The 15,217-nt window shown below is 59.7% G+C and carries 13 protein-coding genes; 9 read left to right on the top strand and 4 right to left on the bottom strand.

All coding sequences use genetic code 11. The features are described from left to right. The first annotated feature begins 115 nt into the window (after nt 1–115). Together EDF70_RS14580 and EDF70_RS14585 are read left to right on the top strand one after the other, a co-directional pair. A complete protein-coding gene (locus EDF70_RS14580; RefSeq protein ID WP_132274659.1) occupies nt 116–952 on the top strand; it encodes a MetQ/NlpA family ABC transporter substrate-binding protein in 837 nt (278 codons plus the stop codon). Between the two features lie 20 nt (nt 953–972). Then, nucleotides 973–2,040: a biotin/lipoate A/B protein ligase family protein gene (locus EDF70_RS14585; RefSeq protein ID WP_245519173.1), complete on the top strand. Its 1,068-nt coding sequence runs from the start codon at nt 973–975 to the stop codon at nt 2,038–2,040. 224 nt (nt 2,041–2,264) lie between these two features. On the opposite strand, the gene EDF70_RS14590 is transcribed toward EDF70_RS14585, so the two are convergent. The 4 genes from EDF70_RS14590 to tssH form a co-directional block, all read right to left on the bottom strand. Continuing rightward, entirely contained in the window at nt 2,265–2,921 is a 657-nt protein-coding gene (locus tag EDF70_RS14590) for a peroxiredoxin (protein ID WP_132274662.1), read from the bottom strand. A 215-nt stretch (nt 2,922–3,136) separates the two neighbouring features. Next, on the bottom strand, nt 3,137–3,730 hold the full coding sequence (locus EDF70_RS14595; protein ID WP_132274665.1) for a hypothetical protein: 594 nt from the start codon (nt 3,728–3,730) through the stop codon (nt 3,137–3,139). An 89-nt stretch (nt 3,731–3,819) separates the two neighbouring features. Then, nucleotides 3,820–4,296: a type VI secretion system tube protein Hcp gene (locus tag EDF70_RS14600; protein WP_132274667.1), complete on the bottom strand. Its 477-nt coding sequence runs from the start codon at nt 4,294–4,296 to the stop codon at nt 3,820–3,822. A gap of 39 nt (nt 4,297–4,335) precedes the next feature. After that, nucleotides 4,336–7,119, bottom strand: a complete 2,784-nt coding sequence (gene tssH / locus EDF70_RS14605; protein WP_132274670.1) for a type VI secretion system ATPase TssH — start codon at nt 7,117–7,119, stop codon at nt 4,336–4,338. A gap of 231 nt (nt 7,120–7,350) precedes the next feature. Between tssH and tssA the strand changes: the two genes are divergently transcribed. The 7 genes from tssA to tssF all read left to right on the top strand — a co-directional run bounded on the left by tssA (nt 7,351) and on the right by tssF (nt 15,215). Beyond that, nucleotides 7,351–8,421: a type VI secretion system protein TssA gene (tssA, locus tag EDF70_RS14610; protein ID WP_245519174.1), complete on the top strand. Its 1,071-nt coding sequence runs from the start codon at nt 7,351–7,353 to the stop codon at nt 8,419–8,421. A gap of 88 nt (nt 8,422–8,509) precedes the next feature. Beyond that, nucleotides 8,510–9,034 carry a type VI secretion system contractile sheath small subunit gene (gene tssB / locus EDF70_RS14615; protein WP_132274676.1) on the top strand — a complete coding sequence of 175 codons (525 nt, stop codon included), beginning with the start codon at nt 8,510–8,512 and terminating at the stop codon, nt 9,032–9,034. Nucleotides 9,035–9,162: 128 nt separating this feature from the next. Next, nucleotides 9,163–10,644, top strand: coding sequence for a type VI secretion system contractile sheath large subunit (tssC, locus tag EDF70_RS14620; protein ID WP_132274679.1), 1,482 nt, complete (start codon nt 9,163–9,165; stop codon nt 10,642–10,644). Between the two features lie 79 nt (nt 10,645–10,723). Further along, nucleotides 10,724–12,115 (top strand): type VI secretion system contractile sheath large subunit, encoded by a 1,392-nt coding sequence (tssC, locus tag EDF70_RS14625; protein WP_132274681.1) that lies wholly within the window; start codon nt 10,724–10,726, stop codon nt 12,113–12,115. Continuing rightward, nucleotides 12,112–12,939, top strand: coding sequence for a type VI secretion system accessory protein TagJ (locus tag EDF70_RS14630; protein ID WP_132274684.1), 828 nt, complete (start codon nt 12,112–12,114; stop codon nt 12,937–12,939). Before tssC (EDF70_RS14625) ends, EDF70_RS14630 begins: the two co-directional genes overlap by 4 nt. Then, complete coding sequence (tssE, locus tag EDF70_RS14635) at nt 12,932–13,441, top strand: type VI secretion system baseplate subunit TssE (protein WP_132274687.1); 510 nt, start codon at nt 12,932–12,934, stop codon at nt 13,439–13,441. The genes EDF70_RS14630 and tssE overlap by 8 nt, the downstream gene beginning before the upstream one ends. Beyond that, entirely contained in the window at nt 13,434–15,215 is a 1,782-nt protein-coding gene (tssF, locus tag EDF70_RS14640) for a type VI secretion system baseplate subunit TssF (protein ID WP_132274690.1), read from the top strand. Before tssE ends, tssF begins: the two co-directional genes overlap by 8 nt. Nucleotides 15,216–15,217: the final 2 nt, after the last annotated feature.

The following is a 15,217-nucleotide window of genomic DNA, read 5'->3' on the forward strand; positions in this document are numbered from 1 at the left end:
GACAAAAGTCAAACTTGATAAATCGGGTTGACTTTTGTTCTGTCTCGTAGAAAGCCACTCGCGAACGTGAGACGGGCCCTTGGCAAACCCGTTTCCTGTCGTTACGGGAGCGAGAATGGCAATGGCATCGAAGACCTCTTATCCATCAGCAACACCTGGCCGTCTCACCGCGTTCCTCGCCGGGTTGCTGACCGTGCTTACCATCACTGTGACGGCCTCTGCTGCCCGCGCGCAGGAGACAAAACCGCTGCGCATCGCGCTTGCCACCAGCATTTCAAACCAGGCGGCAGAGATTGCTGCCGAAGAGGCGGAAGTCGAGGGTCTGAAGGTCGAGCTGATCGAGTTCAACGACTGGAACACGCCGAACCGCGCCGTGGCGGATCGCGAGGCCGATGCCAATCTTTTCCAGCACGTGCCCTATCTGGAATTCACCAACGCCAATACCGGCAATGACCTCGTTGCCATCGCGCCCGCCTTCAGCACGCCTTTTGGCCTCTATTCAAAGAAGGTAAAAACGCTCGCCGAGCTGCCGGACAATGCGCAGATCGTTTTTTCTGGTGACGCCGTCAACACCGCCCGCTCGCTGCTTCTTCTGCAGCAGGCAAAGTTTGTGGAACTGAAGCCCGGCGTCGGCACCAAGGCGACGCTTGAAGACGTGGTGACATGGGTGAAGCCGCTGAAGATCACACAGCTCGACGGCCCGCAGATTGCCCGCGTTCTCGATGACGTGGATGCCGCCGCCACCTACCCGACTTTTGCCAAGCTCGCCGGTCTCGACGCCTCTTCCGGATTGATTTTCGAAAACGACCCGATCTATGCCTTCCAGTTCGTGACGCGGCCCGATATGCGTGACGACAAGAGGCTGCGACGTTTTGTGGAGATCTATCGGAACTCGCCAGCCGTTAAGGAAAAGCTGCGGTCGCTTTACGGATCGATGGTCTCGTTCCCCTGACGGAACGGTCGCAGGTGCATTTGAACAGGAAGAACGCCATGCATGGTGAATACAAGGTCCAGGGCGGCAAGCTCGTCGTGGTCGATTTCGACACGGCCGACGACCGGCTTTCCAACGTGCAGGTGTCCGGCGATTTCTTTCTCGAGCCGGCGGAAGCCCTGGGCGACATTTCCGGCGCGCTTGAAGGTCTGCCCGTCTCCGTCAAGGTCGAGGACATCACCGCCGCCATCCGTGCCAAGCTCCGCCTTGGCGCGGAAATGATCGGTTTCAGCCCGGAAGCGGTGGCGATTGCGGTGCGCCGTGCGCTCGGCGTCACCGGCACATGGCGTGATTACGAATGGCAGATCATCGAGGCGCCGCCGCAGCGTCCGGCCATGCATCTGGCGCTCGACGAAGTGCTGGCCCGCGAAGTGGCGGCCGGTCGTCGTGGCCCCTGCCTGCGTTTCTGGGAATGGGAACGCCCGGCCATCATCATCGGCGGCTTTCAGTCACTGCGCAACGAAGTGGATCTGGAAGCCGCCAACCAGTTCGGTGTCGAGACCGTGCGGCGTGTGACCGGCGGCGGAGCGATGTTCGTCGAACCGGGCAGCGCCGTGACCTATTCGCTCTATGCACCGGCCGAACTGGTGCGCGACATGAGCTTTGCCGATTCCTATGCCTTTCTCGACGACTGGGTTCTGAAGGCACTGAACGAACTCGGCATCGACGCCTTCTACAAGCCGCTCAACGACATTTCGAGTTCCAAGGGCAAGATCGGCGGCGCAGCGCAGAAGCGTTTTTCGTCAGGCGCGGTGCTGCACCATGTCACCATGTCCTATGACATGGATGCGCAAAAAATGGTGCAGGTTCTGCGCATCGGCCGTGAAAAGCTGTCCGACAAGGGCACGACCAGCGCCGTGAAGCGCGTCGACCCGCTGCGCAGCCAGACAGGCCTGCCGCGCGAGGAAATCATCCGCCGAATGAAGGAGACATTTGTCTCGCTGAACGGCGGCACCGCCGGCAGAATTTCGGACGAGGAATATGCAGCTGCGGAAAAGCTGGCCGCAGAAAAGTTTTCGACCGAGGAATGGTTGCGGCACATTCCGTGAGGGAAAAACGAGCGCAGAAGCTGTCGCCAAACTACCTGTGCGAAACAGGTGACGAAGGCTGCATACCTCTCCGTCGTCATCCTCGGCCTTGAGCCGAGGATCTGCTGCCGGTTAATTTCATTGACGTGATTAGATCCTCGGGACAGGCCCGAGGATGACGAAAACTTCCGTGGGAGCACGCATCAAACGAGCGAGGACACTACCCTCCCTCCACGCTTGCTCAATCAGGCTGGCTGCTTGGTCTTGCGCAGATACGGAAGCACCGTATCGAACGAACCAAACCGCTGGAGGGCATCTTCGTTCGACACTGCAGCGGTGATGATGACATCATCGCCCTGTTTCCAGTTGGCAGGCGTCGCCACCTGATGTTTTGCCGTCAGCTGGATCGAGTCGATCGCGCGCAAAATTTCATCGAAATTGCGCCCCGTCGTCATCGGGTAGGTGAGGACGAGCTTGATCTTCTTGTCCGGGCCGATGACGAAGACAGAGCGAACCGTGGCATTGTCGGCCGGCGTGCGGCCTTCCGAAGTCTCGCCGACACCCGCCGGCAGCATGTCGTAAAGCTTGGCGACCTTGAGATCCTTGTCGCCGATCAGCGGGTATTCGACATCGTAACCGGTGGCGGTGCGGATATCGCCCTTCCACTTGGCATGGCTTTCGACCGGATCGACGGAAATGCCGATGATCTTCACGCCACGTTTCTGAAACTCGCCTTCAAGGCCCGCCATCGTGCCAAGCTCTGTGGTGCAGACCGGCGTGAAATTTTTCGGATGCGAAAACAGCACAGCCCAGTTGTCGCCGATCCATTCATGGAACGAGATCGGACCCTGACTGGTCTCCGCCTGAAAATCCGGTGCGATATCGTTGATACGTAGGCTCATCTCGGTTCTCCTGTTTTGCGATCAAATAGATCGCAAAACCACTTTGAAAAGGAGTTCAGACGTTCTCAATTACATTGCCGCCGAGGAATAAAAGCGCGACAATCGGGACCGAACTGCGAGATATTTCTTTTTACCCGACAAGCGCCCAAACGGCCGAAAGCGCACCCGACAACACGGACGCGCCCTCACCGCAATACTGTAGGTTATCGTTGCCGTCAGCCCGTCGGAGCCAGCGTCGCATCGGCGAAATGCGCCTTGAAATTGTCGAGCAGCTTGTGACGCTCGAAATAATGCAGCAATTCGAGCTTGTGCGTGCGCGTGTTGTAATAGGCGGCGGCCATCGGGTTTTCCTCGCCCTTCTGCAGGAAGGTAACCGCTGGATTACCATGCAGCAGCCGCGTCGGTGCCGGATCCTCACCATACTGACGCAGGAACGGTATGGTCACCGAGCCCTTGTATTTCTGCGCCACACTGCCGGTAAAAATGTTCTTCTTGCCGACATAGCGGTTGAGAATGCCGATCTTGCCGTTCGGGCGGGTGGTGATCTGCTTGCCCGGCTCCAGAAACTCGGACAGCAACTCGCGTGCGCCCGGCATTCCCTGTATTTTATTGCCCTTGAAATAAACGTCCTCGCCGACAGTCAAAGTATAGACACGGCGGACGACCTGAAGATGGGCAGAGGTCAGAACCTTGACGCCCTTGATCTTCTGGGTTGGTGAAATCATCCCGAAGATGCTCTCGTCGGAGACTTCCTCGATGATCAGATTGTAGTCCGTCAATGCTACTTTATCGATATCTGGAATGCCCATGGGAAGCTTCCTTCAAAGTCTTAAGACCGGGATTGAGCGCGGGAAAGCGCCGGCGGAAAACCGCCGACGCCAGCTTCTGGCAAAAAGACTTAGGCAGCCTTGGTGGTCGCGAGATCGTAAGAAGCGATCATCGGCGACTGCGGGTTCTGCTGTTCGTCGAACGGGGTGTACTTCACTTCAAGCTTGGTGAAGTTGAGCTTGATGGTTTCGACCGGACGGTCACCGTTCGAGTCGATCGAATAGCTGGCGATCAGAGTATTGGTCAGCAGGTATTCGATATAGGTGTCGCCCGGGTTACCGGTCGTTACCAGGTGGATGGTGGCGCGCTTGCCGGTGCGACCCGAGCAGGCTTCCTGGAACAGCTTGGTCGACGACGAGTCGCTGACCTTGGTAAGGATGACTTCCGAAATGGTCGGCTCGGAAGCTTCGCGGTTTGCTGCCGAACCGGCAGAGGTGTTCAGGTTACGCGACACGTTCCAGTGAATGGCTTCAATGTCCATCCACTTGCGGTGCTGCTCGTGCGTTGCGTCACCCTGGATACCGTCGATCTGAAGATAAATCGGCATGCTTTCAGCTCCTGTTTAAAGGTCTTAGCCTTGTTGCGTCTAAGGCGTCGTCGCCTTTCGCGATCGTCCTGGGGCGCGTTTGCGTCCCCCGGCTTCTTCATCCGCCTGCCGACCCCGACCCCCGTCCGGCGCAGCGAATTCCTGTTGCGGCTTTGCGTCTTCGGCATCGATGCCAAAGTGCTGGCCGTCAAAATTGATTGTAATATGCTTGATCTTGCGAGCCTCGGTGATGACATCGAGGAAGAAGGTGGACAGAACCGGCAGAAGATCGCGGGCGATCATCACCTCGATGGCGCGTGCACCCATTTCGCTGCTTTTCGCACGCGAGATCAGCGCTTCGCGCGCCTCCTGCGAAAGCGTCAGCGCCGTGCCATATGTGCCGACGACACGCTGGCGGATGCGATCGATCTGGATATCGATGATGCCCGACAGCGTTTCCGCCGTCAGCGGCATGAACGGCAGAACCGTGGTGCGGCCGACAAAGGCCGGCTTGAAGTGTTTTTGCAGTTCCGGCAGCAGCAACTGCTCCAGCGCTTCGCCTTCCGGCATGGTATCGGGATCGGCGGCCAGCGAGGCCAGCAATTCCGAACCGGTATTGGCGGTCATGAAGATCGTGGTGTTCTTGAAATCGATGTCGCGGCCTTCGCCGTCGCGCAGCGTTCCCTTGTCGAACACCTGATAGAAGATTTCCTGCACACCCGGATGCGCCTTGTCGATCTCATCGAGCAGCAGCACGCCGTAAGGCCGGCGGCGAACGGCTTCGGTCAGCACGCCACCTTCGCCATAACCGACATAACCCGGAGGAGAGCCGAGAAGCATCGAAATCTTATGCTCCTCCTTGAACTCCGACATGTTGATCGTGGTCAGATGCTGGCTGCCGCCATAGAACATGTCGGCGAGCGTGAGTGCAGTCTCGGTCTTGCCGGTGCCGGACATGCCGACCAGCAGGAAAACGGCAGGCGGCCGGCGCGGATCGTTCAGGCCGGCGCGGGCAGCCCGCATGGCGGCGGCGATACGGTCAAGCGCGGCGTCCTGACCGAGCACGCGCTCTTTCAGGCGCGCATCCAGCGTTTTCACCGTCTCGACCTGATCGGTCAGCAGCTTGCCGACCGGGATACCGGTCCAGCGCGCGATGATGGTGGCAACCACATCACGATCGACGACGCGCGGAATGAGCGGCGCTTCGCCGGCAGCAGCTGCAAGGCTGCGCTCGGCCGAAACCAATGCGGCGCGCGCAGTTTCCGGCGTCATGGCCTGCGACGGGAACGGTGCGACATTGGCGGCGCCATCGGTCGCGGCATCATCTGCCGAGAGCGGAGCAACTGCATTGTCCTCGGAAAATGCTTCTTCGAGGCGGTCTGCCTCGCGAGCCAGCTGCATTTCCCGGTCATATTTTCCGGTCAGCGCCTCGATCTCGCGGGCGATATCCTCGCGCTCGGAACGGATTTCCGTCAGACGCGCTGAGGTTTCTTCCGTCTGCGGTTCAGCTTCCAGCCAGTTTGCTTCCGCCTCCAGCATGTCGCTTTCGCTTTTGAGATTTTTCAGCGCTTCCGGCACTGTCTGGCGTGCCAGGGCAACGGCAGCGGCAGCCGTGTCGAGAATGCTGATCGCCTTGTCAGGCAACTGCCGCGCCGGCAGGTAACGGGCAGAAAGCTGCACGGCGGCAACGATCGCCTCATCGCGAATGCGCACGCGGTGATGCAGTTTCAGATTGCCGGCAACACCACGCAGCATGCGTACCGCGGTCTTTTCATCCGGCTCGTTGACGAGAACCGTCTGGAAACGACGGGTAAGCGCCGCGTCTTTTTCGATATAACGCTTGTATTCGCTCCAGGTGGTGGCAGCGATCGTGCGCAGTTCACCACGAGCAAGGGCTGGTTTCAGGATATTGGCGGCATCGCCATTACCCGCCTGCCCGCCGGCACCGATCAGGCCATGCGCCTCATCGATGAACAGAATGATTGGCTTGTCGGACGCCTTGACGGCATCGACGACACCATGGAGGCGACGTTCGAACTCGCCCTTCACGCCGGCACCCGCTTGCAGAAGGCTGAGATCGAGCAGCAGAAGTTTAACTTCCTTCAGGCGCTCCGGCACGTTGCCGGCAACAATTTCCAACGCAAAGGCTTCCGCGACGGCGGTTTTACCCACACCGGCTTCACCCACTAGGATCGGATTGTTCTGGCGACGACGCATAAGGATGTCGACGACCTGGCGCAACTCGCCATCGCGGCCGATCACCGGGTCGATCTTGCCGGCGCGGGCATCCTCGGTCATGTCGCGGGTATAAAGCCGCAGGAATTCGTTGCCCTGAGACGCAGAAGCCGGCGCATTCAACGCCGGCTCCGACTGGCCGCCCGGTTCGCCTTGCGCCTTCTCCAGCAGGCTGTCGAGCTTCGCGCGGTTGAGCGAACGCAGCGACGGCGCAATGCCGCGAGCAACGACACGCAGCGACTGATCGGAATTCAGGGCAGAGAGAAGATCGCCCAGCACGACTGTCGAGCGGCCGGACTGCAACGATGCAGTAAGCCACGCTTCTCGCGCCAGAGCGAGCAGGTTCTGGGAAAGGGCAAGCGACGCGTCACCCTCACGCCGGATGTCGGCGATGGTGGCGTCCAGTTCAGTGCGCAATGCCTCCGACGGCACGTCAAGCTCTTCGAAAACGGCGGAAAGTGCCTGAATATCGAGGAGCGAGCGCAACCAGTGGGCAATATCTACGGCGGCATGCTGATGACGCGCGGCAAGTGATGCCGCTGTCTCAAGACCGACACGCAAGTTAGGCTCAAGCGTTCTGATCAGACGATTGAGATCGATATGCGACATCAGGCAAGTCCTGTTTGCTGTTGGCCGTACGGTGTTCTTCGAGATGTCCGGCGACAACTAGGGCGATCAAACCACCTTGTCCAGTCGTAAAAATCCCCTATTTTTCGAAAAAGTATCTCATACTACCGTCATAAAATTGACACCTCTTGTCTGAGGTTGACAAGACGTTATATGGGCCAACATTATAGGCTTAGTTACGAAATACCTTATATAAACGGAGATCATCCCCGCGTGAACGTGCGCCAGATCGTGGATCCACTTGATGAAACGCGCCCCTGCGGAGAAAACGTCAGGGAAAATACTTCTGCGCGCCCAATATACTATAGAATTAAGGACGCCCGTAACGCTGCAAGAGCTGCCGAACGAGGAATAACGCCGGGTGAGAATATTGGCTTGTCACCTATCTGGCAAGACGTAAGCAACCTTGGATTGCAGATTCTTACTTCAGAGAGTAAGGATATAGAAGTATTAGCCTGGGTTGCAGAAGCCCAGGTGCGACTGCGTGGCTTTGAAGGCCTGCGGGATGTCTACCTGTCCATCGTGTCGCTTTTAGAAAACTATTTTGACGATCTGCATTCCATTGGCGACGAGGATTTCGAGGAGCGCTTCAGTCCCTTCGCCGGGTTGAACGGTGTCGGCTCAGAAGGCACGATCATCCAGGCTATTCGTCTGAGTTCATTGATCCCGGGGGTAAAATTCGCACAGTTTTCGCTGTGGGATTTCCAGATCGGCCAGCGGCCCGGCGAAGACGCTCGTCGCGAAGACCTGCAGCATGCGGCGCTGGAAGCCGGTGTCGCGAATATGTCAGCGCATTTGCACGTTCTCATGGAGTGCATTGCCGCTTTTGACCGTATGGTAGAAATACTTGATGAACGCTGCGGCAGGCAGGCACCACCAAGTTCTAATACACGCAATGTGTTGCAAGAGGCCGCCTCCGCGATCCGCGTTCTGGCCGGCATCAGCGAGCCGGAACCGGCGCAAGCAGCTGAAAATGCGCAGGAATTCGAACCGTCGGAGACCGGTGTGACAGCGCCTGCGGAAGACCAGCCGCGCATCCGCGCCATAACGGCGGACAGCATCCGATCCCGCGAAGAGGCATTCGAGCTTCTGATGGCGGTGTCGCGCTATTTCCGCCGTACCGAGCCGCATTCCCCGGTTTCCATGTCGATCGAGACGCTGGTGCGTCGCGGACGCATGGATTTTTCCGAACTTCTTGCCGAGCTTTTGCCCGAACAGCACGCGCGACATGCGGTGCTGACGGCGGCCGGCATTCAACCCTCCACGGAAAACAGGGGAGGCTGAAGAGATTTTATTGCAATCGGGCCTTGTCCGATCGCGTTCCGCAACAATCTGAATTCGTATTTTGCCGATGGCATGAAGGAGAATCTTGATGGCAAGTGTACATGAAAAGCTGGAGCGGGTTCGCAAGCCTCGCGTCCACATCAAGTACGAAGTGGAAACCGAAGGCGCGATGGTGGTGAAGGAACTTCCCTTCGTCGTCGGCGTTCTCGGTGACTTTTCCGGTAACCCCACCCAGCCGCTGAAGCCGTTCGGCGAACGCAAGTTCGTGCAGATCGACCGCGACAATTTCGACGACGTGATGCGCCGCATGACGCCGGGTCTCACCATCTCGGTGGACAACACGCTGAAGGGTGACGGCACCCAGCTTCCGGTCGCGCTGAAGTTCGAAAGCATGGAAGATTTCGAGCCGGGTTCGGTGGTCAATCAGGTGCCTGCACTGAAGGCTCTGCTCGATGCCCGCAACGAATTGCGTGACCTGATGAGCAAGGCCGACCGTTCGGAAGAACTGGAACGCTTGCTCGAAGACATTTTGCAGAACAAGGCCGATCTCTCCCAGCTCGTCGCCCAGCTTGGCGGCGACAAGAAGGAAGAGAACAAGAGCCCCGCCAACTGAGTGCCGGCGGTGCGCGGCATCGGGCACAAGCCCGTCGCGCATCAGGAAATGCCCGTCTGTTTGTTTTGAGTATCGCCTGCCCCGGAACAGCTTTTCCGACGCGCTGCTCATAAAAAAGGATTTGAGACATGAGCGCTGACACGCAAGTGCAAAGGAAGGAAGAGGCCGGTTTCGCACAGGAACAGGATCTTCTCTCCCAGGTCGTCGCGGCGACCCGTCAGACCGAACCAAACCGTGCACAGGATCTTCTGCGCACCCTGACCGACCAGGCCCTCAAGGGCACGGTCACCTATGACCGCAACCTGACGATCACGCTGAACAACGCGATCGCCGAACTCGACAAGACGATTTCCACCCAGCTTGCCGCCATCATGCAGGCACCGGAATTCGTCAAGCTCGAGGGTACCTGGCGCGGTCTGAACTATCTGGTCAAGAATTCCGAAACCAGCGTCAACCTGAAGATCCGTGTGCTGAACGCTTCCAAGCGTGACATCAGCCGCGACCTTTCCAAGGCGGTGGAATTCGACCAGTCGCGCCTGTTCAAGTCGATCTACGAAGACGAATTCGGCACGCCGGGCGGCGAACCGATGGGCGCGATCATCGGCGATTACGAATTCGACAATTCGTTCGACGACGTGCAGACGCTTCAGGGCGTATCGATGATCGCGGCAGCAGCTTTCGCGCCGTTCATCTCGGCGGCCAGCCCGCGCATGTTCGGCTTCGACGATTACCGCGAGCTGTCCAAGCCGCGCGATCTCGAAAAGATTTTCGAAACCGTCGAATACGCCAAGTGGCGCGGCCTTCGCGACAGCGACGATTCCCGCTTCGTGACGCTGGCCATGCCGCGTGTTCTCTCGCGCATGCCCTACGGCCCGACGACCAACCCGGTCGACGAGTTCAACTATGACGAAACCGGCGGTTCGAAGACGGGTGAACTGCCGCACGAAAACTATTGCTGGATGAACGCGGCCTATGTGATGGGCACGCGCCTCACCGACGCATTCGCCAAGAGCGGCTGGTGCACGGCCATCCGTGGCGCGGAAAATGGCGGCAAGGTCGAAGGCCTGCCGATGCATGTCTTCGCCAGCGATGACGGCGATCTCGATCTGAAATGCCCGACCGAAGTCGGCATTACAGACCGTCGCGACGCCGAACTCGGCAAGCTCGGCTTTCTGCCGCTGTGCCACTACAAGAACACCGATTATGCCGTGTTCTTCGGTGCGCAGACGGCCCACAAGCCAAAGCTCTACGACCGTCCGGAAGCAACGGCCAACGCTGCCGTTTCGGCACGTCTGCCCTACATGATGGCCACTTCGCGTTTCGCCCACTACCTGAAGGTCATGGGTCGCGACAAGATCGGCTCCTTCATGGAAGCGGAAGATTGCCAGAACTGGCTGAACCGCTGGATCTCCAACTACGTCAACGCCAATGACGATGCCGGCGAAGAATCGCGCGCAAAATATCCGCTGCGCGATGCCAAGGTGACCGTGCAGGAAATTCCGGGCAAGCCGGGTTCCTACAATGCCGTCGCCTGGATGCGTCCGTGGTTGCAGATGGAAGAACTGACGACCTCGCTGCGCATGGTCGCCCGCATTCCGTCCAAGTCCTAAAATCTGACGATACGCGCGGCGACATTTCGCCGCGCGTACTTTCCTTTTTCAAGCGATATTTCGGCCAAATATAATGACCATGGGTTCCAGCACAGAATGGCGGCGCCGGGCAGACCAGTTGATCTCACTGATCGACGAGGCGCTGAACGGCCAAGTCAACGCTATCCTGCACCACCCTGATTTTCAGGCGATGGAGGCACGGTGGCGCGGCATTGCCATGCTCGTGCGTGAATCCACGCGTGGTGGCGACGTCAAGATCAAGCTGTTGAGCATGAGCTGGAAAGAACTGGCGCGCAGCATGGAGCGCGCCTCCGATTTCGACCAGAGCCACCTGTTCGAACTGATCTACAGCCGCGAATTCGGCATGCCCGGCGGCGAGCCTTACGGCTTGCTGGTCGGCGATTACCATTTTTCCCACGAGGAACCGGATGGCGGCGATCCCGTCAGCACGCTGACCCAGCTTGGCATGGTCGCTGCGGCGGCCTTTTGTCCCTTTGTGGCCGGCGCTTCCGCCGGTGCGGTCGGATTGGAAAGCTTTCAGGACCTCGGCCGCGTTCAGGATTTTTCCTGGCTGGCCAGCGATCCGGCCCGTATCCGCTGGAACAGCCTGCGTGCACGGGAAGATTCCCGCTTCCTCGGCCTTGTCGCGCCGCGCATTCTGATGCGCGCGCCGTTCGAGCCTTATGCCCGCCATCGCGACGATCGGTTTCCGTTTCGCGAGGAGATCGCCGAGGATGGCAGTTCGCTTCTGTGGGGCAATGCCGCCTTCGCCTTTGCCACCGTCGTCATCCGCAATTTCATCGACAGCGGCTGGTTTGCCGATATCCGTGGCGTCACGCAGGACGCCATCGATGGCGGCATGCTGAGCACGATGGAACTGGCGCCATACGATTTCGGCACCGAGAGCAACGGCCTGTCGGCGCAGGCACCGGTGGAGATCCGCCTGACCACGGGGCAGGAACAGCAGTTCTGCGATCTCGGCATCGTGCCTGTTGCCACCACCTATCTGTCGGCTTCGGCCATCTTCAATTCCAACCAGTCGATGCACGCGCCACAGCATTATTCCAACGAACATGCACGCCAGAACGCCCGCATCGCCGCCATGCTGCAATATGTGCTCTGCGCCTCGCGCTTCTCGCATTATCTCAAGGTGATCATGCGCGACGAGATCGGCCAGCTGTCCGACGCGCGCTCGATCGAACGCAAGCTGGAAGACTGGCTGACCGCCTATACGCTTGGCAATGACGATGCCGATCTGGCGCTGCGCACGCGTTTTCCGCTTCGTTCCGCCGGCATTACCGTCGCCGAGATCCCCGGCAAGCCCGGCACCTTCTCCTGTACCGTTCGTCTGCAGCCGCATTTCCAGCTCGACGACGTTTCCACCAGCTTCCACCTCATCGCCGAAACGATGACGGGAAGCCGCACCGCTTCCGCGAATGAAGGTTCGCTACCCAAAAGGATGTCCGCATGACGCTTTCCGAAAGCATCGCCCGCCTGCTCAGCGAAAACGCACTCGATGAGGCACTCGATGCAGCCAAGGCGCACCTGAAAGCCAAGCCGTCCGATCAGGAGGCCCGCAATCTCTATATCGACCTGCTGGTTCTGGCCGGCGATTACGAGCGCGCCGACAATCAGTGTGGCCTTGCCGTTACCTTTGCGCCGGATGCGACGATGGGCTTTGCGCTGTTGCGCAACGAGTTGCGCGGCATGGCCGCCCGCAATGCATGGTATGAGACCGGCGCCGTGCCGGAATTTCCGCAAGGCCCGAGCGAACTCGACAAGCTGGCCGTCAAGGTCGGCATCGCCCACCGTGAAGGCAATGGCGATGAAGCCACCGCCGAACTGCAGCGCCTTGAAGAACTGCGCGGCGAACGCGCCATCCTGCTGAACGGCAAGCGTATCGACGATTTCCGCGATCTCGACGACCGCACGCCGCATGCGCTGGAAGTGATCATGACCGGCGGCGCCTATCTGTGGATTGATTTTGCCAAGATCGCCGAATTGACCATCGAGCCGATCGCCCGTCCGCGCGATCTCGCCTTCCGCCGCGCCGAACTGTCGCTGATAGACGGTGCCGTTGCCCCGGTTCTGCTGCCGGCCATCTATCACGGCACCGGTACGGATGATCGCCTGCGGCTTGGCCGCGAAACGGAATGGGTGGAAGAGCCGACCGGCATCACCACCGGCCGCGGCCAGCGCTCGTTCCTGGCCGGAGATGATCTCGCGTCCTTCCATGATACGGAAAGCCTGGAAGCGGCAACGGCTGCCGCTGCCCGCGAGGTTGCGCATGGTTGACCCGCTGGAGCGTTATCGGCCGCGTGATCGCGTTCTCTCCCGGTCCATTCTGGACCGGTTGATCGACGACGCGCCCGATCGCGACTTCGACCCACCGGCAAGCGTGACCGATCAGACGCGCGAAATGCGCGAGTCGATCCGTCGTGACCTTGAGGCGCTGCTCAACACCCGTCGTTGCCCCTCGGCGCCGCCTTCGGAACTTTCCGAACTGAAGGATGCATTGGTGAGCTACGGCGTCGACGGCATGGTGTCGGCCAATCTGGTGACGGATGAGGCAAAACTTTCGCTCGCCCGCATGATCGAGCGCCGCATTACCATGTTCGAAACGCGGCTTTCGGAAGTGCGCGTGACGATCCTGAAAAGCCGGACGATGACCGAGCGGGCCTTACGAATGCGTATTCAGGCGACCTTCCGTCTGCATGAGGGCATGCCGCCGATCAGTTTCGAATCCACCATCGACCCGTCCACACAGCGTTTCCTCGTGGAGGCGGCGAATGGCTGACGGTTTTCTGCATCGTTACAACGAGGAACTGGGAGCGCTGCGCAAACGCGCCGCCCGGTTCGCCGACGCTTTTCCAAAGATCGCCGGCCGCCTGCGCATGACCGGCGATGTTGCCGATGATCCGCATGTCGAGCGCCTGATCCAGAGCTTTGCTTTCTCTGCCGCGCGCGTGCGCCAGAAACTGGATGATGAGTTTCCGGAACTGACCGACGGCCTGTTGGAGACGCTTTACCCGCATTATCTGGCACCCCTGCCATCGATGAGCATCGTGCGCTTCAACCCGAGCGACACGCTGGCATCGGTGCAGACCGTGCCGCGCCACACGGAAATCCTCGCTGAGCCGATCGGTGGCGAATCCTGCCGTTTCCGCACCACGCAGGACGTGGAAATGGCGCCGATCGAAATCACCGGCGCCACTCTTTCCGGCCAGCCGATCAACGCGCCGCTGTCGCCCTATCAAGGCGTCGCCGGTTGTCTGCGCCTGTCGGTTCGCACGCTGGATGCCCGCAAACCGTTCGGCGAACTCGGCATCGATCGTCTGCGCCTGCACATTCCCTCCGCCTGGAGCCAGGCCGTTTCGATCTACGAACTCCTGGCCAACCACACGCTCGGCATCGCACTTGCCCGCCATGGCGATGACCGCCAGCCGGTGTTTCTGCCGGCCCGCAATCTGAAACAGGTGGGTTTCGAAGAAAACGAGGCGATGCTGCCTTATCCGGCACCGAGTTTCATCGGTTACCGGCTGCTGACAGAGTTTTTCGCCCTGCCGCAAAAATACCTGTTCCTCGATATCGAGGGACTGAGCGCCTGGAAGGATCAGGCGCTGGAAATCTTCATCTATCTCAAGGAAACCGACGCCAAGCTTGAACGCACCGTGTCGGCCCGAGATTTTGCACTGAATGCGACCCCGGTCGTCAACCTGTTCCGGCAGACCTGCGAGCCGATTTCGGTCGATGGTACTCGTACCGAATATCGTCTTCTGCCGGACGCCCGTCGCCAGAAGACCCGCGAGATCTATGCGATCGAGCGGGTTCTTCTCACCGGCTCACGCGGGCAGGAAGAATATTGCCAGCCGTTTTTCGGCCGCAGCCAGCGTGCCGGCAACAGCACAGCCTATTGGCAGGCCTATCGTCGGTTCGACGAGGAAGACGGCACCAGCGACATGGAGATCGCCTTCGTCGATCGCGACCGCCGGTTTGCAGGGCCGATCGATGCGGTCGCCGGTGTGGATACCCTGTGCATCAACCGCGAACTGCCGGAGCAATTGCCCTTCGGCGGCGGCCACCCGTTCCTGCAGCTGGCGTCGGGCCATGAAGCGGTATCGGGCGTGGAAGCGTTGATGCCGCCGACGCCGTCCGTGCGCATGAACGATCAGGACGGCCGCAACTGGCGCCTCGTCTCGCATCTTCTGCTCAACCATCTGTCGCTGTTCGACAATGAGGGGGCGGCGCTGAAGGATGTGTTGTCGCTTTATGCCTTCCGCGACAGCCCGGAAACCAAGCAGCTTGTCGATGCGCTGATCCGCATCCGCGCCGAAAGCTCCACCGCGCGGCTGGGCAGCGGTGGCATGGTGCCGGGCACGGAAATCGCACTGGAATTCGATCCGGCAGCGATCGACCGCGCCTCGGCCTTCCTGTTCGGATCGGTGCTCGACCGTTTCTTCAGCCTCTACACATCCGTCAACAGTTTCACGCGGCTGACCATTTCGATGAAGGGCCAGTCCAAACCCATTGCCCACTGGCCGGCCCGCGCGGCCGAGCGCCCGTTGCTGTGAAG

It is taken from the genome of Neorhizobium sp. JUb45, from assembly GCF_004343585.1.
Taxonomy (GTDB): domain Bacteria; phylum Pseudomonadota; class Alphaproteobacteria; order Rhizobiales; family Rhizobiaceae; genus Neorhizobium.